Source organism: Listeria sp. PSOL-1 (genome assembly GCF_902806445.1).
Lineage (GTDB): Bacteria > Bacillota > Bacilli > Lactobacillales > Listeriaceae > Listeria.
Genome location: NZ_LR760298.1, coordinates 1,072,326 through 1,093,059 on the forward strand (window position 1 = coordinate 1,072,326; position 20,734 = coordinate 1,093,059).

20 protein-coding genes are annotated in these 20,734 nt (G+C 39.2%); all 20 read right to left on the reverse strand.

Going from position 1 to position 20,734, the window contains the following annotated elements; translation table 11 throughout:
* Positions 1 to 14 precede the first annotated feature (14 nt).
* The 20 genes from purF to G6Q10_RS05305 all read right to left on the reverse strand — a co-directional run bounded on the left by purF (position 15) and on the right by G6Q10_RS05305 (position 20,728).
* Positions 15 to 1,433: an amidophosphoribosyltransferase gene (gene purF, locus G6Q10_RS05210; protein WP_163653737.1), complete on the reverse strand. Its 1,419-nt coding sequence runs from the start codon at positions 1,431 to 1,433 to the stop codon at positions 15 to 17.
* Positions 1,418 to 3,637, reverse strand: coding sequence for a phosphoribosylformylglycinamidine synthase subunit PurL (gene purL / locus G6Q10_RS05215; protein WP_163653740.1), 2,220 nt, complete (start codon positions 3,635 to 3,637; stop codon positions 1,418 to 1,420). Before purL ends, purF begins: the two co-directional genes overlap by 16 nt.
* Positions 3,627 to 4,310 carry a phosphoribosylformylglycinamidine synthase subunit PurQ gene (purQ, locus tag G6Q10_RS05220; RefSeq protein ID WP_163653749.1) on the reverse strand — a complete coding sequence of 228 codons (684 nt, stop codon included), beginning with the start codon at positions 4,308 to 4,310 and terminating at the stop codon, positions 3,627 to 3,629. Before purQ ends, purL begins: the two co-directional genes overlap by 11 nt.
* 2 nt (positions 4,311 to 4,312) lie before the next feature.
* Positions 4,313 to 4,558 (reverse strand): phosphoribosylformylglycinamidine synthase subunit PurS, encoded by a 246-nt coding sequence (gene purS, locus G6Q10_RS05225; RefSeq protein WP_163653753.1) that lies wholly within the window; start codon positions 4,556 to 4,558, stop codon positions 4,313 to 4,315.
* Positions 4,559 to 5,266, reverse strand: coding sequence for a phosphoribosylaminoimidazolesuccinocarboxamide synthase (gene purC / locus G6Q10_RS05230; RefSeq protein WP_163653756.1), 708 nt, complete (start codon positions 5,264 to 5,266; stop codon positions 4,559 to 4,561).
* 59 nt (positions 5,267 to 5,325) lie between these two features.
* Positions 5,326 to 6,618 (reverse strand): adenylosuccinate lyase, encoded by a 1,293-nt coding sequence (purB, locus tag G6Q10_RS05235; protein ID WP_163653759.1) that lies wholly within the window; start codon positions 6,616 to 6,618, stop codon positions 5,326 to 5,328.
* Between the two features lie 18 nt (positions 6,619 to 6,636).
* Entirely contained in the window at positions 6,637 to 7,761 is a 1,125-nt protein-coding gene (gene purK, locus G6Q10_RS05240) for a 5-(carboxyamino)imidazole ribonucleotide synthase (protein ID WP_163653762.1), read from the reverse strand.
* On the reverse strand, positions 7,754 to 8,242 hold the full coding sequence (gene purE, locus G6Q10_RS05245) for a 5-(carboxyamino)imidazole ribonucleotide mutase (protein ID WP_163653765.1): 489 nt from the start codon (positions 8,240 to 8,242) through the stop codon (positions 7,754 to 7,756). Before purE ends, purK begins: the two co-directional genes overlap by 8 nt.
* A gap of 216 nt (positions 8,243 to 8,458) precedes the next feature.
* Positions 8,459 to 8,983: a DUF2179 domain-containing protein gene (locus tag G6Q10_RS05250; protein ID WP_163653768.1), complete on the reverse strand. Its 525-nt coding sequence runs from the start codon at positions 8,981 to 8,983 to the stop codon at positions 8,459 to 8,461.
* A 179-nt stretch (positions 8,984 to 9,162) separates the two neighbouring features.
* Entirely contained in the window at positions 9,163 to 12,702 is a 3,540-nt protein-coding gene (gene nifJ / locus G6Q10_RS05255) for a pyruvate:ferredoxin (flavodoxin) oxidoreductase (protein WP_163653771.1), read from the reverse strand.
* A gap of 5 nt (positions 12,703 to 12,707) precedes the next feature.
* Entirely contained in the window at positions 12,708 to 14,189 is a 1,482-nt protein-coding gene (gltA, locus tag G6Q10_RS05260) for an NADPH-dependent glutamate synthase (RefSeq protein WP_232057791.1), read from the reverse strand.
* Entirely contained in the window at positions 14,111 to 14,932 is an 822-nt protein-coding gene (locus G6Q10_RS05265) for a sulfide/dihydroorotate dehydrogenase-like FAD/NAD-binding protein (protein ID WP_197914080.1), read from the reverse strand. Before G6Q10_RS05265 ends, gltA begins: the two co-directional genes overlap by 79 nt.
* A 25-nt stretch (positions 14,933 to 14,957) precedes the next feature.
* Entirely contained in the window at positions 14,958 to 15,401 is a 444-nt protein-coding gene (locus G6Q10_RS05270) for a flavodoxin (protein WP_163653773.1), read from the reverse strand.
* A 171-nt stretch (positions 15,402 to 15,572) separates the two neighbouring features.
* On the reverse strand, positions 15,573 to 16,391 hold the full coding sequence (gene yqeB, locus G6Q10_RS05275; RefSeq protein ID WP_163653777.1) for a selenium-dependent molybdenum cofactor biosynthesis protein YqeB: 819 nt from the start codon (positions 16,389 to 16,391) through the stop codon (positions 15,573 to 15,575).
* Positions 16,370 to 17,104: a selenium cofactor biosynthesis protein YqeC gene (gene yqeC / locus G6Q10_RS05280; protein WP_163653780.1), complete on the reverse strand. Its 735-nt coding sequence runs from the start codon at positions 17,102 to 17,104 to the stop codon at positions 16,370 to 16,372. The genes yqeB and yqeC overlap by 22 nt, the downstream gene beginning before the upstream one ends.
* Positions 17,089 to 17,349 carry a putative Se/S carrier protein gene (locus tag G6Q10_RS05285; protein ID WP_163653783.1) on the reverse strand — a complete coding sequence of 87 codons (261 nt, stop codon included), beginning with the start codon at positions 17,347 to 17,349 and terminating at the stop codon, positions 17,089 to 17,091. The genes yqeC and G6Q10_RS05285 overlap by 16 nt, the downstream gene beginning before the upstream one ends.
* 10 nt (positions 17,350 to 17,359) lie before the next feature.
* Entirely contained in the window at positions 17,360 to 17,941 is a 582-nt protein-coding gene (yedF, locus tag G6Q10_RS05290; RefSeq protein ID WP_163653786.1) for a sulfurtransferase-like selenium metabolism protein YedF, read from the reverse strand.
* A 15-nt stretch (positions 17,942 to 17,956) separates the two neighbouring features.
* A complete protein-coding gene (gene selD, locus G6Q10_RS05295; RefSeq protein WP_163653789.1) occupies positions 17,957 to 18,982 on the reverse strand; it encodes a selenide, water dikinase SelD in 1,026 nt (341 codons plus the stop codon).
* 1 nt (position 18,983) lies between these two features.
* Positions 18,984 to 20,144 (reverse strand): selenocysteine lyase SclA, encoded by a 1,161-nt coding sequence (gene sclA / locus G6Q10_RS05300; protein ID WP_163653792.1) that lies wholly within the window; start codon positions 20,142 to 20,144, stop codon positions 18,984 to 18,986.
* Entirely contained in the window at positions 20,141 to 20,728 is a 588-nt protein-coding gene (locus tag G6Q10_RS05305; protein WP_163653795.1) for an NTP transferase domain-containing protein, read from the reverse strand. The genes sclA and G6Q10_RS05305 overlap by 4 nt, the downstream gene beginning before the upstream one ends.
* Positions 20,729 to 20,734: the final 6 nt, after the last annotated feature.

Consider the following 20,734-nt stretch of genomic DNA (forward strand, 5'->3'; position numbering starts at 1 on the left):
ACACCCTCTCTTTTTCAGTGTGAGTTTGCTAAACCGTCTCTTTGGTAATCATATAGTGCAGTTGGATAATCACCGTTAAAATAAGCCATACACAATCCGCCATATGGTTCGTCTGGATAAGGTTTTCCAATCGCTTCAATAAGGCCTGTTTCGCTCAAAAATTCCAATGAATCAGCGCCAATGAGTTCACAAATCTCTTCCTTCTTATGATTTGCAGCAATTAATTCATTTCGCGTTTGGATATCAATGCCATAAAAACAAGGGTAAGCAAGTGGTGGCGAAGCGATTCTGACATGAACCTCTTTTGCTCCCGCCAAACGAAGCAGCTCAACAATTCGCCTACTCGTTGTCCCGCGAACAATCGAATCATCAATCATGACAACGCGTTTGCCTTCTACTACACCCCGAACAGCCGAAAGCTTCATACGCACGCCTTGTTCACGTAATGCTTGCGATGGTTGAATAAACGTTCTTGCCACATAACGATTTTTAATTAATCCTAATTCATAAGGAAGTCCAGCCTCTTCGGCGTAACCAATCGCTGCTGAGATACTTGAATCAGGAACGCCTGTGACAACATCTGCGTAAATAAAGGCTTCTTTTGCTAAACGCTTGCCACAGCGCTTTCGAGCAGCATGAACGTTTATCCCCGCGATGTTTGAATCTGGACGGGCAAAATAAATATATTCCATGCTACAAATTGAGTGAGTAATCTCTTTTGTGAAATGATCAATATGAAGACCCTTTTCATCAATAACAATGATTTCTCCTGGTTCAACATCCCGAACAAACTCAGCACCAACAGTATCAAAGGCACACGTCTCAGAAGCGATGACATAACGATCGCCTATTTTTCCGATCGCAAGTGGTCTAAAACCATTAGGATCGAGTGCTGCAATCAGAGCATTTTCAGTAAGTAAAAGATAGGCGAAACCACCTTTTACTTGATTTAATGCCGCTTTTAAATCTTGCAGAAAATCCCCTGTTTTACTGCGTTTTATTAAATGAGCGAGCACCTCGGTATCAGAACTCGTTTGAAAAATGGCCCCGTCGTCTTCTAGCCGGTTACGAAGTGCTTTGGCATTAATTAAATGCCCATTATGCGCTAAAGCAAAGGAAGAATTTTGAAAATGGAATAAAAAAGGTTGAACATTATCGATGCTTTTCTCACCTGCTGTTCCGTAGCGCACGTGCCCAATTGCTCCGTGGCCAGTTAAAGCACTTAGTTCTCCCTGTTTAAAGACATCTGCTAGTAAACCAAGATCACGATGCCCTTGTAAACGAGTCCCGTCTGTTGAAACGATACCAGCTCCTTCTTGCCCTCGATGCTGCAAACTATGCAAGCCATAGTAAGTGACTTCAGCTGCTTGCGCGTGATTCCAAATCCCAAATACACCACACTCTTCATTCAGACTTTTTATTTCAGTAAACATGGTAGCGCTCCTTCCCAGATTTGTTTTAGCTCTTTTGTTTGTAATAAAAATTTACGTTCATTCGTCTTGATCTTTACAAAACCAGTTGCTGTTACCTTCCCTAATAGAACCAAATGGATCTCTTGAAACATTTTTTCAAAAGCGGCTTGTTTTTCTTGACGAATAGAAACTAGAAAACGCGATTGTGTTTCACTAAAAAGTGCCACATCAGGATATGGAAAATCAATTTCCGCACCTAATTCATTTTGAAAAAGTGATTCACTTAAAGAAACAGCAACCCCCCCTTCTGATAAATCGTGAGCACTATTTAATAGTCCTGTTTGAATGGCTTTTAGCACCATTTCTTGATGTGTTTTTTCAATTGCTAAATCGAGTTCTGGAGCATTACCGCTAATTCTATCTTGAACTAATTTTTGCAATTCCGTTCCATTAAGTTCAAGCTTTGTTTCACCAATTAAATAAATCAAATCCCCTGCTTGTTTAAAATCCTGCGTCATGATATGGCGATCATTTTCAATTAAGCCAACCATCCCAATCACTGGTGTCGGGTAAATTCCAGTTCCATCGGTTTCATTATAAAGGGACACATTGCCAGAAATGACGGGCGTATTAAGTAATGTAGCTGCCTCACTTATCCCATCAGCAGCCATTGCCATTTCAAAGAAGGTTTCAGGTTTATCAGGATTTCCAAAATTAAGTCCATCTGTAATCGCGAGTGGCTTAGCACCACTTGCAACAATGTTTCGGGCAGCTTCACAAACGGCAATCGATCCACCAACTTCTGGATCCAAATACAAATAGCGCGCATTACAATCTGTCGTAAGTGCTATCGCTTTTTTAGTGCCCGGAATACGAATGATCGCTGCATCTGATCCAGGTGTAACGATTGTATTTGTACGGATTTGATAATCATACTGCTCATAAATTACTTTTTTGCTTGCAATGGTCGGCTGGGCTAATAATTTTTTCCAAGTCTCAACTGGATGAATGTTTGGTATTTTTAGTGGTTTTTCTTGCTTAAAAGCTTTAAGGCGAGCTGGTTCTGCCATTTCTTTATGATAAATTGGTGCATCTTCAGAAAGTGCATCTACTGGAACACTTGCAACAATTTTATCGTGATGAATAATCGTATACATTTTATCATCCGTCACTTCTCCAATCGTCACTGCCTCTAGATCATATTTTTCAAAAAGGGCTTTGATTTCTGCTTCATGGCCTTGTTTTATACAAAGAAGCATTCGCTCTTGCGATTCAGAAAGTAACATTTCATAAGCGCTCATTTCTATTTCACGGGTAGGAACATCATCCATGACAAGTTTTAGCCCGTATCCTGCTTTCGATGCCATTTCTGAACTCGAACTGACAAGCCCAGCTGCTCCCATATCTTGAATCCCAACTAAAATATCAGCATGCTGGTGAATGACTTCAAGGCAGGCTTCAAGTAGTAGCTTTTCCATAAATGGATCGCCAACTTGAACTGCTGAACGTTCTTGTTCCTCTTCTTCATTGAATTCAGCAGAAGCAAAAGTAGCACCATGAATCCCGTCACGCCCTGTCTTTGCGCCGACATACATGATGATATTTCCACTACCTGAGGCTTGTCCTTTTTGAATCGCGTTTGCTTCAATCAAGCCAACACACATCGCATTAACTAATGGATTTTTTTGGTAACAAGGATCAAATTGCACTTCACCACCAACTGTTGGAATTCCAATCGCATTTCCATAGTGAGCGATCCCAGCTACGACTTGATTCACTAAATATTTCGTGTGCTTTTGTGTAAGCTCACCAAAACGCAAAGAATTGAGGATGGCAATAGGTCTAGCCCCCATTGAAAAAACATCGCGAATAATTCCGCCAACACCTGTTGCTGCGCCTTGATAGGGTTCAACGTAAGAAGGATGATTATGACTTTCAATTTTAAAAGCAATTCCAAGACCATCTCCAATGTCAACAACGCCTGCTCCTTCACCAGGACCTTGTAATACAACTCGGCCAGTAGTTGGAAATTTTTTTAAAATTGGTTTTGACGTTTTATAGCTGCAATGCTCTGACCACATGACAGAAAAAAGGCCTGTTTCAGTATAATTAGGCAGTCGTTTTAAAATGGAACAAATCAATTGATACTCATGTTCAGTGAGACCCATTTCTTGGTAAAGTTTTTGTTCTTTTATCTCATAGGTAGAAGGTTCTTTATTTGACATGTTGTTGCGACTCCTTCCAATTTTTTACAATCGATTTAAATAACTTCAAGCCATCTGTTCCACCAATTACTTTTTCGACGGCTCGCTCGGGATGAGGCATCATGCCAAGGACATTTCCACGTTCATTCGTGATTCCAGCAATATGATTTACACTACCGTTTGGATTTTCAGTATACCGGAAAACAATTTGCTTATTTTTTTGTAAACGTAATCGTGTCTTCTCATCGCAAAAATAATGGCCTTCTCCGTGAGCAATTGGGATTTTAATTTTTTCGTCCTCGTGATAAAGTGAAGTAAACATTGTCTTTTGATTAACAACTTCAAGTGTTATTGTCTTACAAATAAAACGTAATTGATCGTTGCGCATTAACGCTCCAGGAAGAAGCCCACATTCTGTTAAAATCTGAAAACCATTGCATACACCTAAAACAGGCTTCCCCTCTTCAGCAAAACGCATAACTTCCGGCATAATATTTGCAAATTTTGCAATGGCGCCTGTCCTTAAGTAATCACCATATGAAAAACCTCCAGGTAAAAGGACAGCATCAAATCCTGCAAGTGAATCTTCATGATGCCAAACAAGCTCGGCTTCGGTATCTAAGACATGAGAGACAGCTCGAAGCATATCAAGGTCACAATTTGACCCAGGAAATTGTATCACTGCAAATTTCATGATTAGGCCTCCTCAATTTCATAACGATAATCTTCCATGACTGGATTCGTTAATAATTTAGCGCACAATTCATTTAATACTTGGTCAATATCTCGGTTAGATTTAACGACTTTAAGCTCCATGTATTTCCCAATTCTTAGATCATCAACTTCTGTATAACCTAAGCTTGTAGCTGCTTCTTTTATGGCTACACCTTGTGGATCTAGAACACTTTTTTTAAGTGTGATGTAAACTTTAACATGATACATTTAGGTACCCTCCTTTAACCTTCGAAGTACTTCTTGGTAAGTTGATATTAAATTCCCAATATTCCGTCTAAAAACATCTTTATCTAGCTTATCTCCAGTCTTTTTATCCCAAAGCCTACAGGTATCAGGTGAAATTTCATCTGCTAAAATAAGTTCACCTTCCTGGTTTCTCCCAAACTCTAATTTAAAATCAACAAGCGTCACGTCCATTTGCGTAAATAACGTTTGCAGCATCTGGTTGATGAGCCATGCGTTTTTTCTTAATAATTCAATGTCAGGTTTTGTTAAGATATTTAAGTAACAGATATGATCATCATTGATAAACGGATCATCAAGCTCATCTGCTTTATAATAAAATTCAATGATTGGTGTCTTTAATTCCTTACCTTCTGTTTTTCCAAAGCGCTTAGCCAAACTTCCTGCTATGACGTTCCTCACAACCACTTCAAGAGGGATCATCTCTAGCGCTGACACCAGTTGCTCATTCGCGGAAATTTGTTTGATAAAGTGCGTTTTAATGCCAGATTTAATCAAATATTCAAAAATCAAGCTAGTGATCTGATTATTAAGTTGCCCTTTTTCGTGCATTTCTTCTTTACGCGCCCCGTTAAGAGCTGTTACTTGATCTTTATAGAACACACGGAGAATCTCAGACTGATCCGTTCGAAATAATTGCTTTGCCTTTCCTTCATAAATTAGTTCATTCATCTTAGCACTTCCTCTCCTTGATTCTTTTGGCTGATAGAAAATTCTATCAGCCAAAATGCTCAAAGGCCTAAACGTTTAAAGATCATGTCAACCTTTTTCAAGTGATAATGATAATCAAAACAATCCGCTATTTCTTCTTCTGAAAGGAGTTGGGTTATTTTCGGCTCATGTTCAACAAGCTTTCGGAAAGGAATTTGTTTTTCCCAAGATTCCATTGCTTTTGGCTGAACGATATCGTAAGCTTGCTCACGCGCCATGCCCTTATCGATAAGAGCCAGAAGAATACGCTGTGAATAAATAAGTCCAAGTGTTCGCTCCATGTTCCGTTTCATATTTTCAGGGAATACTGTCAAATTTTTAACGATGTTTCCAAAACGGTTTAGCATATAATCAAGCAATATCGTTGCATCTGGAAGAATAATACGCTCAGCAGAACTATGCGAAATATCACGCTCATGCCATAGGGGAACATTTTCATAAGCGGTTACCATGTGCCCCCGGATGACACGTGCAAGGCCAGTTACATTTTCAGAGCCAATCGGGTTTCTCTTATGTGGCATCGCCGACGAGCCTTTTTGACCTTTTGCAAAAAATTCTTCTACTTCCCGTACTTCGCTTTTTTGGAGCGCACGTACTTCAGTGGCAAATTTTTCAATTGAAGTGGCAATAAGTGCAAGTGTTGCCATATAATCGGCATGGCGATCTCGTTGCAATGTTTGCGTTGAAATGGGTGCTGGTGTTGTTCCTAATTTGTTACAAACATATTCTTCAACAAATGGATCAATATTGGCATAAGTTCCCACTGCCCCAGAAATTTTTCCAAACTGAACCCCGCTTGCCGATTGATTAAAGCGCTCCAAATTGCGTTTCATTTCTTCATGCCAGAGTGCAAGTTTTAACCCAAAAGTGGTTGGTTCAGCGTGGACTCCGTGTGTTCTGCCCATCATAACAGTCATTTTATGTTCCTTTGCTTTCTCAGCTAAAATGGCAATGAACTTTTCAATGTCTTGGCGTAAAAGATCATTTGCTTGTTTTAACAAATAAGAATTTGCTGTATCAACAACATCTGTTGAGGTTAAGCCATAATGTACCCATTTTTTTTCAGTTCCTAATGTTTCAGAAACTGCTCTTGTAAAGGCCACAACATCATGACGTGTTTCTTGTTCAATTTCTTTAATGCGCGCTACATCAAACGTTGCATCTTCACGAATTTTTGCTACATCCTCACGTGGAATTTCACCTAATTCTGCCCACGCCTCGCAAGCAAGAATTTCCACTTCTAACCATGCTTTAAAGCGATTCTCTTCTGTCCAAATTTTGCCCATTTCTTCTCTTGTATAGCGTTCTAACATGCTTTTTTGTTCCTCCAATTATTCCCAAATTTTCGTTTTAGCTAACTCAGTTAATGCATCGTTTGTGTCTTTTGTTAAAATGGTTAGATGCCCCATTTTTCGATTGACTTTCATTTCACGTTTCCCATAATAATGAATAAACCAATGTGGATAATCACCCATCTGATTGTTGACATCTGTTACGTGTTGACCCAAAATATTGACCATAACAGCAGGTTTAATCAGTTCTGGTTTTAATAATGGCAAGCCGCAGATGGCGCGAATATGCTCAGTAAATTGGGAAATGTTACATGCTTCAATCGTATAATGCCCGGAATTATGCGGACGTGGTGCCAGCTCATTAACATAAATGGCACCAGCGTTTGTCACAAACATCTCAACGGCTAAAACGCCTTGTAAACGCAAAAATCCAGCTAAACGTTTCGCAATATTAGCTGCTTCTTCCTCCACCTCTACTTCAATACGTGCCGGGACAATCGATTGATGCAAAATATTGTTTCGGTGAATATTTTCACTCACTGGAAACGTTTCAATTTGGCCGCGATTGTTTCGTGCAACAATGACGGAAATTTCTTTATCAAATGGCACCCAAGCTTCAAGAACACAAGAGCCATATTTCAACAATTCTCCTGCCTTGTCAATATCGCTTTCTGTGTGAATGATCATTTGACCTTTACCATCATAGCCATCACGTGAGGTTTTAAGAACAGCTGGATAGCCTAAGCTATTGATTTTTTCATAAATGTCACTTGGCTCTACAACAACGACATACGGCGCAATGTTAACGTTACATGATTCCAAATAGGCTTTTTCTAAAATGCGATCTTGTGTGATTGAAAGAAGCTCAGAACCCTGGGGAATGCTTACTTCTTTTTCAATGGTTAGAAGTGCTTCGTAATCAATATTTTCAAATTCATAAGTCACAACGTCTGATTTAATGGCTAATTGGTTAAGCGCTTCTTTGTCATCATAAGCTGCAATGATCTGTTCGTCAGCTACTTGAGCAGTGGGAGAATCTGGGGTAGGATCTAAAACAATCGTTCGAAAACCCATGCTTTTTGCAGCTAGACTCATCATTCTACCTAATTGTCCCCCACCAATAATCCCAATGGTACTGTTTGGAAGCAAATAATGTTTACTCAAGAAAATCACTACTTTCTAGTACATTTTCTTCTAGTTTAGCACGTCTCTCTGCTAATCTGCTACTAATTGCTTCATTTGAAATGGATAAGATTTGTCCAGCAAGCAAACCAGCATTGATTGCACCACTTTCACCTATTGCAACTGTAGCAACAGGGACTCCTCTTGGCATTTGAACAATGGAAAGAAGCGAATCTATTCCGTTTAATGCGTGTGATTTTACAGGAACACCAATAACAGGCAAAGTTGTCTTTGCAGCAACCATCCCTGGTAAATGAGCGGCACCTCCAGCACCGGCAATAATAACTTTCAAGCCACGAATTCTCGCAGATTCAGCATAGTCAAACATATAATCTGGTGAGCGATGAGCGGATATGATTTTTTTTTCGAAAGGAATATGTAATTCATCTAGTATGTCACAGGTATTTTTCATCGTTTCCCAGTCAGAAGTACTTCCCATAATCACGCCAACTTCTACGGACATTTACGGCTCAACTCCTTTGAATGTTATGTTTTTCCCTTATTACCATTTTAGTTTAGCAACATTAACAGCAATTGTCAAACAAAAATCGAACATTTATAAAATAATCGAATGTATTGTTCGTTTTTAGTTTTATTTTCAAGTTCATTAAAGAAAACGCTTTCTATAATGGGTAAAAAGACGAATTTACACTCAAAGTGCAGATCGTCAGGTTAATTTTTAGCGTCTAATTTGTTTTATCCAAAAGCCACCATATATTTGCTTAGGTTCAGATGAGACAATAAATGCTCTTTCGTCAATAGCAATAATCTCTTTGTATAATTTTCGTTCGTTTTTACGTGGTGTCAAAATTTCAAGCATCATCCGTTCACCATCTCTGCCATTTGCAAGCCAACTTGTCACACCGTATCCAGAACTACGAATTTGATTAGGTAAATCAAGGTTGTAGTCTTTAGTGATCACATTAACAGTAATATAGCCTAAAGCAAGTCGTTCTTCTATTTTCATACCAATAAAAAGGCCAACCCCAAATCCAACAGCATAGGCAATGATATTGTAAACATTATTTAAATTATCAAGTACTAGACTAAGTGCTACGACATAAATAATCATTTCAAATATACTTGCAAAAGCTGCTAGATAACGATATCCTTTCATCGTAAGCAAAAGTCTAATTGTAGAAAGCGCAACGTATAAAATATTAATGCAAAAAATAGTTAAAACAACAATGATCGGATTTTCCAAGATTTATTCCCCTTTCTTTCCCGACATATCTCCTTACAAAATATAATAAAAAAAGAAATTCCGCAACTATTTTAAGCTCGCTCTCGAAAAAGAGCTTAAAATAGTTGCGGAATTGGATTTTCTACACATCGATTGCGTAGTTCAGTTACTTTTAACAAGTTGTCTTAGCTAACTTTGAATCATTTATTTTTCAATGCTTTTGTATGACTCATCAAGCGCTCATAGTGTTCTGAGCGGTTTTCTGCATCTTTAACCGTTTTTTCTAACAACTCATCTGCAAATGCGGGTTCTTCTTTTACGCTATATAAAGCAGAAAATCTTGTTTGTTTCGCCAAAAACGCGGGCATTTTACTAAAATCAGTTTTCTTATAATCCAGCACAAATGGTTCCTTTCCTTTTTCAGCTAAAAGTGGGTTGTAACGATATAATGACCAATAACCAGATTCAACAGCTTCTTTTGCTTCTAGTAAGGTTTGGCTCATGCCACCTTTTACACCATGATTAATACATGGTGTATAGCCAATAATTAAAGATGGCCCTGGATATTTCTCTGCTTCTTCAAAAGCTTTAATCGTCTGTGTTGCATTTGCACCTAACGCAATTTGTGCGACATAAACATTACCGTACGTAATTGCCATCATCCCTAAATCCTTCTTCGCGGTTTGTTTTCCTCCTGCTGAAAATTTAGCGATCGCTGCTGCTGGTGTTGCTTTTGACGTTTGGCCACCTGTATTGGAGTAAACTTCATTATCCATCACAAGAATGTTAACATCTGCCCCACTTGCAAGCACATGATCAATACCACTAAAGCCAATATCGTAAGCCCAACCATCACCGCCCATAATCCATTGACTTGGTTTGACAAATAAATCATGTTGCTCATAAATGGATTGTAATAATGGATCTTTCTCGCACGCTAAAATAGCTTTTAATTTCGCTGCGCGTTGACTTGTACCCTCGCTTTCATCGATATGGGTTAACCAATCGGTAAGCTGTTTTCGTACATCTATCGGGCCTAATTCTTTTTGTAATGCTTTGGCGACTAATGCTCCTAAATGATGACGTTTGACTTTGTTCGCAAAGTGAATGCCAAAACCGTATTCTGCGTTGTCTTCAAATAGCGAATTACTCCACGCTGGTCCTGCACCGCATTCATTCGTTGTATAAGGTGTAACTGGTGAAGAACCACCCCAAATTGATGAACATCCCGTTGCATTTGCAATCATCATTCGATCCCCAAACATTTGTGTAAGCAGCTTAACATAAGGTGTTTCTCCGCAGCCAGCACATGCCCCGGAAAATTCCATCAATGGCTGTTCAAATTGTGTACTTTTCACTGATAATTTCCGAACTGGATTTTCTTTGTGCTTGAGTGTCATGGCAAAAGCCCAATTAATTGCTTGTTCTTTTTGTTCCTCATAAGGCTTCATTATGATGGCTTTTTCTTTTGCAGGACAAGCTTGGACGCATAACCCACAGCCTGTGCAATCTTCAATAGATACTTGAATACGGTACATAAGACCATCTGTTCCGCGCATTTCACGTGTGATAAAATTATTTGGCGCTTCTTCTACTTCTTTTTCATTTGCTAAAAATGGACGAATAGCGGCGTGTGGACAAACAAATGCACATTCGTTACACATTGTGCAGTTTTCAGGTAGCCACTCTGGTACTTCAAGTGCAATTCCTCGTTTTTCATAAGCAGACGTGCCCACTGGAATGGCTCCACCAAGCATACCATTATCAATTAACTGCTTTACTGTTAGGTCATCACCAACTTGCCGATTAATCGGCTCAAGAATATTGGTGACAAAACTTGGCTTGCTTGTATCTTCTGGCGTTTCTTGAATGGTAAGTACGCTCCATTCTTTAGGAACGTCTATTTTTGTTAAAACAGCAAGCGTTTGATCGATCGCCTGATGATTCCGCTTAACAATTTCCTGCGATTTTTTTCCATAAGCTTTCTCAACTTCGGCTTTTAACAGAGGTAAGTATTCTTCTTTATTCATGATCTCTGCCACTTCAAAAAAAGCCGTTGACATAACTGTATTGATTTTTCGACCTAAGCCAACTTCACGCGCAAGTTTTACTGCATTAATCGTATAAAATTGAATGTTATTTTCACTTAAAGTTTTTTTGAGTTTTTGTGGCAAAAGTTGCATGACTTTCTCTTTGTCCCATGTGGTATTTAGCAGGAAAATACCACCTTTTTTAAGTCCTTTCAAAAGATCATACCTATGCACATATGAAGCATTATGGCAGGCAATAAAGTCGGCTTCTTCAATTAAATAAGACGACGTAATCGGTTTTTTTCCAAAACGTAGGTGAGAAATGGTTAATCCCCCTGATTTTTTCGAATCATAACTAAAATAAGCTTGTGCATATAAATCGGTATGGTCACCAATAATCTTAATGGCTTGCTTATTGGCACCCACTGTTCCATCCGAGCCAAACCCCCAAAATTTAGCTTGAAATGTACCTTTTGCTGTTAAATCAAACGAAGGCTCAAGTGGTAAAGAAAGATGAGTGACATCATCTTCAATTCCAATTGTAAAGCGATATTTAAGTTTCTCTTGATCAAGCCTAAGGTGATCAAACACAGCTTTAATCTGGTTTGGTTGCACGTCTTTTGAGCCAAGACCATACCGTCCACCAATTACAATTGGACGATTAGGCTGATTATAAAGCGCGCTTTCAACATCAAGAAGCAATGGCTCACCATCTGCTCCTGATTCTTTTGTTCGATCAAGTACAGCAATTTTTTGGACGGTTTGTGGCAACTTACTTAACAAGTTTTCACGTGGAAACGGGCGATAGAGATGAATATTAAGGTGTCCAACTTTTCTTCCTTGATTATTTAGTGCTGCTACAGTTTGTCTAATCACCGGTGAAACAGAACCCATTGAAATGATCACTTCTGTTGCATCATTCGCCCCGTAGTAATTGACCAGATCATAATCAGTCCCACGTAATTGATTTATTTTTTTCATGTATTTTTGAACGATTTCTGGTGCATCGTCATAAAAAGTATTGGCTGTTTCTCGTTGTTGGAAATGAATATCTGGATTTTGTGCAGTACCTGAAACGGTTGGATGATTAGGATTCATACTACGCGATCTGAAATGATGTAAAGCTTCCATATTCATCATTGGTTGTAAATCAGCAAAATCAAGCACTTCAATTTTCTGTAATTCATGGCTTGTTCTAAACCCGTCAAAGAAATTAATAAAAGGAAGGCTTGCTTCAATACTAGCTAAATGAGCAACGGGTGATAAATCCATCACCTCTTGCACACTACTTTCAGCAAGCATACAAAAACCAGTTTGACGTGCAGCCATAACATCCCCATGATCTCCAAAAATACTGAGTGCATTCGTGGTTACTGCACGGCTTGCTACATGAAAAACAGATGGTAAAAGTTCCCCTGCAATTTTGTACATATTAGGAATCATCAGAAGTAACCCTTGTGATGCTGTATAAGTGGTTGTCAGTGCGCCTGATTTTAACGAACCGTGAACAACACCAGCTGCCCCTGCTTCTGATTGCATTTCGACTACTTCAACACGATTCCCAAAAACGTTTTTCATCCCGCCTGTTGCCCATTCATCAACAACTTCTGCCATCGTTGAACTAGGTGTAATTGGGTAGATTGCAGCAACTTCAGTAAATGCGTAAGAAATATAAGCTGCTGCGGTATTCCCGTCCATTGTTTTTTTCATTATCCTCATCCTTTATTTTCTGCTTTTTGCTTGATATAGGTATCTATTTCACAAGCCGCTTTTTTGCCTGCTTCCATAGCTAAAATAACGGTAGCTGCTCCAGTTACAATATCCCCGCCAGCAAAAATTCCTTCAATTTCTGTTTTAGCCGAACTTTCACTCGTTTTAATATAACCACGTTCATTTAATGGCAATTCTTTAAAATGATCAAGCAGTACTTGATTTGCGCCTTGTCCAATAGCTTCAATCACCACATCTACTTCAAGTGTCAATTCACTGCCTGCTATTTCTACTGGCCTTCTTCTACCCGATGCATCAGGTTCACCGAGCTCCATTTGAATACACGTCATCCCTGTTAAATTTCCAGATTCATCACCAAGATAAGCCATTGGATTCGTCAACCAGCGATAGGAAACACCTTCTGCAACGGAGTGATGATACTCTTCAATTCGTGCAGGTAATTCTTCTAATGAACGTCGATAAACGATGGTTACTTCGCTTGCACCAAGTCGTTTTGCTGACCTTGCTGCATCCATCGCTACATTCCCACCACCTATAACAGCTACTTTTTTAGCACGCTTAACGGGTGTATCAAAACGCGGAAATTCATAGCCACGCATTAAATTAATTCGTGTCAAATATTCACTAGAAGAATATACGCCGCTTAACGTTGTGCCGGGTATCCCTAAAAAGTAAGGTGTTCCAGCGCCAACTGCCAGATAACATGCTGCAAACTGTTCTTTAATCTCACTCATACTAAGCGTTTTACCAACAATCACATTGGTTTCGATTGTCACACCTAAATCCTCTATTTGTTTGATCTCACGCTGAACAATGTCTTTTGGTAAGCGAAATTCTGGAATCCCATACGTCAAAACGCCACCTGGTGAATGCAAAGCTTCAAAGATTGTTACGTCATATCCAAGTTTTGCCAAATCTCCTGCTGCTGTAAGTCCTGATGGTCCTGAACCGACAATTGCTACTTTTTCTTTTTGCTGAGATGGGACTAATTGAGATACACGAGGTCGCACATGATCTGCTACGAAGCGTTCTAACTTACCGATTGCAACGGGCTCAAATCCTTTTGCTTTACCAAGCTTACAAACCTGCTCACATTGTTTTTCTTGCGGGCAAACGCGTCCACAAATAGCAGGTAGATTTGTATACTCTGCTAAAATAGATCTCGCTAAATTCAGATCGCCCTCACGAACAGCAAGAATAAAACCAGGAATATCAATATTTACAGGGCACTCCTTGATACACGGAGCATTTTTACATTGAAGACAGCGATCAGCTTCAAGTATTCCTTCCTCTAATGTGTATCCAAGGCAGACTTCTTGGAAATTGGTTTGACGAATCAGTGGATCTTGCTCTTTGATCGGTGTTTGCTGTTTACTTTTCCTCGCCACTAGCTTTTCACCTGCTTTTCGTTTGCCGTGATTTCTTCTTGTTGATATTGCTTCATTCGCTGTAAAAAATCGGTCCAATTTACTTCAGCACCATTAAATTCGGGTCCATCTACACAAGCAAACTTCATACTATTCTTAACAGTTACCCGGCACCCACCACACATACCAGTTCCATCAATCATAATCGGGTTTAACGATACATAAATTGGCACTTTGAAATAGCTCGCTTTTTCCGTACAAAACTTCATCATGATTCCTGGTCCAATTGCCCAAGCTTGGTCAATCGTTGTTTTTTGAAAAATCTCTGTCATCACATCAGTTACAAGACCCTTACTTCCCAATGAACCATCATCCGTTGTGATCAAAAGCTCATCTGAATAGGTACGACATTCATTGGTTAACATGAGTAGATTCGCCGTTTTAGCACCTAAAATCGTAATGACATGATTTCCTGCTTCTTTCAGCGCTTTTATAATTGGAAAAAGGGCAGCAATCCCCACGCCTCCACCAACTAATAGCACTGTCCCATACTCTTTCACTGCAGCTTTTTGCCCAAGTGGTCCAGCTACATCACGTAAGGTATCCTTTGTTTTTAATCGTGCTAAGTCTCGGGTTGATTTGCCAATGACTTGAAAGATAATCCGGATCACACCTGTCTCTTTATCTGCTTCAACAATTGTAAGAGGAATCCGTTCAGCAAACTCATCTTTACGCACAATAATAAATTGTCCAGGATGAGCAGAGCTCGCAATTCTTTTCGCTTCAATCAAGCAATCATAGATGGAATCTGTAAGTTGCTTCATTTTGATTATTTTATACAAAATAATTCCCTTCCCACGTTAATTTTTAGATTTTTGCTGCCAGGCTTTTAACAAAATTTTTAATTAATGTAATATCTTCCTCTTCAGCATTGTTTTCAATACGGACGGTTGCGGCACCATTTTCTGCACCTATTTTTTCAAAAATGGCGGCAAAGTCATCCGCTGATTTACAGAATAAATCACCATATTCCTTATCACCAGAACCAACAACGCCATAAATTTTACCGCTTAAATCCTTTTCTGCTAACTCCTCGTAAAAATCAACAATTTCATCAGGCAATTCCCCGTCGCCATATGTATAGGTGGCAACAATACAAAGATCTGCATCATCATAAAAATCCGCATCAATATCCGTGCATTCTTCGCGTTCTACTTCGATTCCCTCTTCTTCTAAAGCGCTTTCAATAATTTCAGAAATCTCTTCCGTATTTCCTGTCATGCTTGCGTATACGATTTTTGCTACTGTCATTTTTTTCATATCCTTTCATTATTGAGGTATTTTGAAGAGGGAAAATAGTTCCACCTTTTTAACACCATCATTTTCCATCTTCTCATTTTGTACATAAGATCACAAAGGAAGACAGCGTCATCTACCTATGCTTATAATATAACATAAAACAAAATAATTACAATCTTTTTTCTAACCAAAATAATTTTTTTTAGAAACTTTCTTTAATAGATAAAGGCTCGCATCTAAAACAGCACCACCAATAGCACGTGCTTTATCTGAGATCATATCACAATCAACATCTAAACGAGGATCAATATCCGCTACTTTTAGCCCTTTTTCAACAGGTGTAAAGTCGCCAATCAAACCGCGAATTATCCCATTAAAAGGAGCAGTCATTGGCGTGTCATCAATATAAAATAAAATCTCTCCAGCCTGCACGTAATCTCCGATAGCACATTCACTTTTTAAAATTCCAGAAGTTGCCGCATGAATCACTCTTTCATGACTTTTTCCGGCGATTAGCCCTGGTGTTTTAGTATCTGGTAAGGCTGGACCGTCCAAAATCAGGCGTCCTAAAGTAGGCCCACGCATCGTTTCAATCACACAATCAACATCTTTACCAGCTACAAATCCTGGACCAAGAGCAATCACAACTTTCGCCGCTTGTCTTGTTGTTCCCAAATTTTTTTTAGCTAAAATCGCATCTACTAAAATAGCAGGTTTTAATCGATCTACACTTTCCATTTTGGGATCGATAAGGATAGGAATTTGTTCTGCCCGCCATACATCCGGACACGCGCTAATCTCCTCAATTAAACATGCGTACATATCCTCAACAATTGTTTCTTTTTTTGTGACAGCAGTACTAAGCGCTACCGTTCGCCTGATCGTAAGCGGGGATGCGATTTCTAAAACCAGCACACGAAAACCAGCGTGCCACAATTTCTGAATGACACCTGTTGCAATATCGCCACCACCCCTTACAATCACAATGGGCCCTGTTGCCATAAAATAACACCCCTTTTGTTCAACATACTCGTTGCGACAATTCGCTCGATTTGTTTAAAAAATTCAGTTGGTAAAGCTTGTACAACTTTTTTAGCTGTTTTTAACTGTTTTTCCGTATCCACTTGATTGAAGCAAAGAATTTTGCGTCCTTTTGCTTCACGAAAAAGCCCTTTTGTTGTTGAAATGATTTTGCTTAAATGGGTAACTGTGATTTTTTCGCCTTCAAAAATAGCAAAATGTTGCTTAAATAATGCGAATCGATGTGCGATTTTGGGAGATAACTTTCGGCCGATAACATGTATTGGAATGACACCAATTGTTGTCGTTGTTTCTTCTGGTATGACGGGTTCACTTTTATTCCATGCCTTTAAGGGTAAATTTTTAGATCCGTCACTTTCTAGGAAAATTTGATCAAAGCGCGGGAAAAGACTGGCTAGTGCTTTACTTTCTAGTGCACTAAATTTACCCACTTCATCTATTATTCCAACTGCCGTAATCCCTTGATCATATAAACCAGCAAGCTCAAAGTTTTCTGTATAGATCGCATGAAAATTCTGAAGTGGGTAAGCCATTTTCGTTGTTGTTGCTAATAAGACTTTCTGATCAGCAAAAGCTTTCCCTAATTCGTTTAATAAGCTCGTTTTTCCACCACTCCCGATAATTGAGACCACTTCACAATGAGCAATCTGAAAAATGTCTATGAAATTTCCCACTTTGTATACCTTGTCCCTTCTTCTTTTTCCTCCATCTGAAAAATGGCTTCAAGCACAACGCCTGCTTCGTGTAGGATCTGTTTGGCTTTTACTACGACGTCTGTTTGAATTTGGAGTGCAATACCGCAAAAATCGCCTAAACTAGTAGGAAGAGGTATGACACGAATCGCCATCTTGTTATCACGAAACAATTTTTCAGCCCAAATGGCCTGTGTCACATTTGGAAAAGTCAGTAAAACTTTCATTTTTTTCTCCTTAAAGTGTAATCACTTTATCTGCTTCATTCATTGCTTCTGAAATACCATACATATTGGTCACTTCCCCAATGACAACAGCATCGCTAATCTGATAAAAATCTAAGCAAGTGCCACATGTACTAATCATTGTGCCTTTTTGAGCCAATTCTTTTAAATCCTCAATAATTTCAGAATCACGACTCGTTAAGTAAGCCCCACGATTTAAGAAAATAAGGTGCTCTGGTGGTGTATCTAGTTCTGTTAATGAGTAGAAATAACTTTTTAGTAAAATTTTCCCTAAAGCTTCTTCCCCCTCACCAAACCGATCTGTAGCACAAACAATCAAACTCGCTTGTTTTTTTTCAGCTTTTACGGTTGGTTCATGAACGGTAATGGTCACTTCCCACCTATCCTTTTTCCTTTGTTCAATAGACACTTGATAATCATTGCCACGTGCAAACTTAGCAATATTTTGGACAGCAATATCATTATCAACGAAGATTTCGATTATTCCAGTGCCATTTTCAAGCTTGCGGATGGCTTTTTTAGCTTCAATGACTGGAATTGGACAAGGTTTTCCTATTGCATCTACTTGGATCATCCTTTTCACCCTTTCTTAAAAAACTAAAATAGGAGGCTCTGCTCTTTCTCGCACGCCTACTTCACCGATAATACAAGACACGGGGTCATCCTTTTTTAATTCATTTAAGAGTTCTTGTGCATGAATGGCAGAAACACTAATCAGCAGCCCACCAGAAGTTTGTGGATCAAATAAAATTTCTTGCACGGCGGGCTTGATATGTTTGAGATCTACCGAATGTTCAAGAAATTGGCGATTGCGTTCCCCTGAAGCTGTCATCAAATAAGCAGCGGCATATTCTTCAACCTCTGGAAGTAGCGGTAACTCAGCAGAATCAATCGCAAGTGTATATTCGCTACCTGCCATTTCTGCTGCGTGCACGAGCAAACCAAAACCAGTGACATCAGTACAAGCATGAACAGGATAACGCTTCATCTTTTCCGCTGCTTGCTTATTCAAGCGAGTCATTGAAGAAAGTGCTGCACGTTTTGCCTGTTCACTGGCTAGATTTCCACGTGCTGCAGATTGGATTAAACCTATGCCAAGCGCTTTCGTTAAAATAAGAACATCTCCTGGTATAGGCGTATTGTTACGGATAATTTTATCTGGTGGGGTAACTCCAGTCACAGCTAAACCATATTTCACTTCAGAATCATAAATCGAATGTCCACCAGCAAGGACAGCGCCTGCTTCCTGAATTTTTTCAGCACCGCCACGCATCATGTCAGCAAGAAAAGCTTTATCCATTTTTTCCGGGAAGCAAATTAAATTTAAAGCAAAAAGAGCGTTCCCTCCCATGGCATAAACATCGCTAAGAGCATTTGTTGCTGCAATTTTCCCAAAAAGATACGGGTCATCTACCATTGGTGAAAAAAAATCAATGGTTGAGATTAGGGCTTCGCTTTCATTCATTTGATAGACAGCTGCATCATCTGCTTTATTAAAACCAACAAGCAGGCAATCATCGTAAAAGGCCGGCAATGATTTTAACAATTGCCCGAGCTCGCCTGGTCCAATCTTCGCCCCGCATCCTCCTGAAGTGCACGATGATAAAAATTCCATATTACGCCATTCCTCTCTGCTTAAAAATATGTTCAAGTGCTGCTAACGCATAGTTTACTTCCTCTTTTGTTGTATAGTAACCAAAGCTAAAGCGAAGTGCACCTGTCTTTTCGGTACCAGCTGTTCGATGCGCAAATGGGGCACAATGAAGCCCTGCTCGTGTTATGATGCCAAATTGCCTAAACAACTGCATAGCAAGCTCATTCATTTCTAAGTTCTGAACTGTTATTGAGACAACCGGAACAGATTTTTGACTTAATTTTGTTCCTAAAATTTGAACGGGCATTGGCTTAAGTCCATGCACAAACTGATCAAAAAGACTGTTTTCATGTTGTTGGATATTGATTAGACCAATTTTTTCAATCGCAGAAATTGAATGAAACAAGCTAAAGATCCCGATCGTGTTTTCGGTTCCCGCTTCAAATTTATTTGGCAATTCGTTTGGCTGTTGTGGAAGATTGGATTGGTTCCCAGTCCCACCGGTAATAAGGGGAGTTAGTTGATCAGCTACTTGCTGTGCTAAAATGAAGCCTCCAATCCCACTTAAGGCCATCAAACTCTTATGCCCTGTAAAACCCAATATATCTATACCTTCTCTTTTCATATCAATCTTCAAAAAACCGGCAGTCTGGGCTGAATCAAGCATTGTTAAAACGCCATATTTTTTAGCAATATGAAAACTTGCTTTTACATCTAAAATTGTCCCAAGAACATTTGAAGCATGCGTCATAATCATCAATCGCGTATTGGATTGAATCGCCCTTTCAACTTCTGTTGGATCAAGCTCGCCTTCTTTTGAACACGGCAAATAAGTAACAGAAATACCTCGTTCTTTTTTAAGAAAAGAAAGCGTTCGTGTCACAGCATTATGCTCTACACTCGTTGTTATAACGTGATCCCCATCCTTAAGCAATCCTTGAAGAACGACATTAATTGCCGTTGTGATATTTGCTGTAAAAATAACTTGTTCCGGTTTATCCGCATGAAAAAATTCCGCGATTTTTAATCGTGTCTTAAACACCAGACTTGCTGTTTCAAACATTGGCAGATTTCGATCAGAAGTAAAGGCTTGGTTGTTTTGTAGCTCTTCTGTCACTTTTGCAATCATTTCTGGTGGCTTTTGGTAAGAAGTAGCTGCCCAATTTAAATAAACTTGTTTCATCTTTCTTGCCCTAATAAAAAAGAATAATCACTCAGTGTGTCAACGTCAAACAGGACCTGATCATCTTGAATCATGACTTCAATCACATCCTCTGTATTTTGATCACGTATGCTTCGACCACCTTTTTCACCTCTCACATGTAATAACGATTCCCGAAATTTATAGCCAAAGAAGCTTGGCGTACATGGCTGATGGCACCTGTTTGTTGGGACAACAATATTTTCACTGGTGGCTTTTGAGAGGATTTTCATCAAAACTTGTGGCGTAAGTAAAGGCTGATCAACTGGTAAAAAAAGGTATCCAGCTCCGGTCGCGTTCAACGTTCCAAGCTTCACACTAGCGGATTGTCCCATGTGTGCTTGGTCATTGATAATGATTTGCATGTTATTTTTAAGTTGTGGTAATTTTTTAGCATTTTGCTCAGAAATAACCAAAAGACATTCATGAAAAGCAAATTGGCTGGCTAGTTGAATCACGCGTTCAATGAATGTTTTTCCTGAAAACGTTAACCAGAGCTTATTGCTTTCCATCCGACTTGATTTGCCTGAAGCCATAATAATCACACTTGTTTTGGTTAGCATCATTTTCAC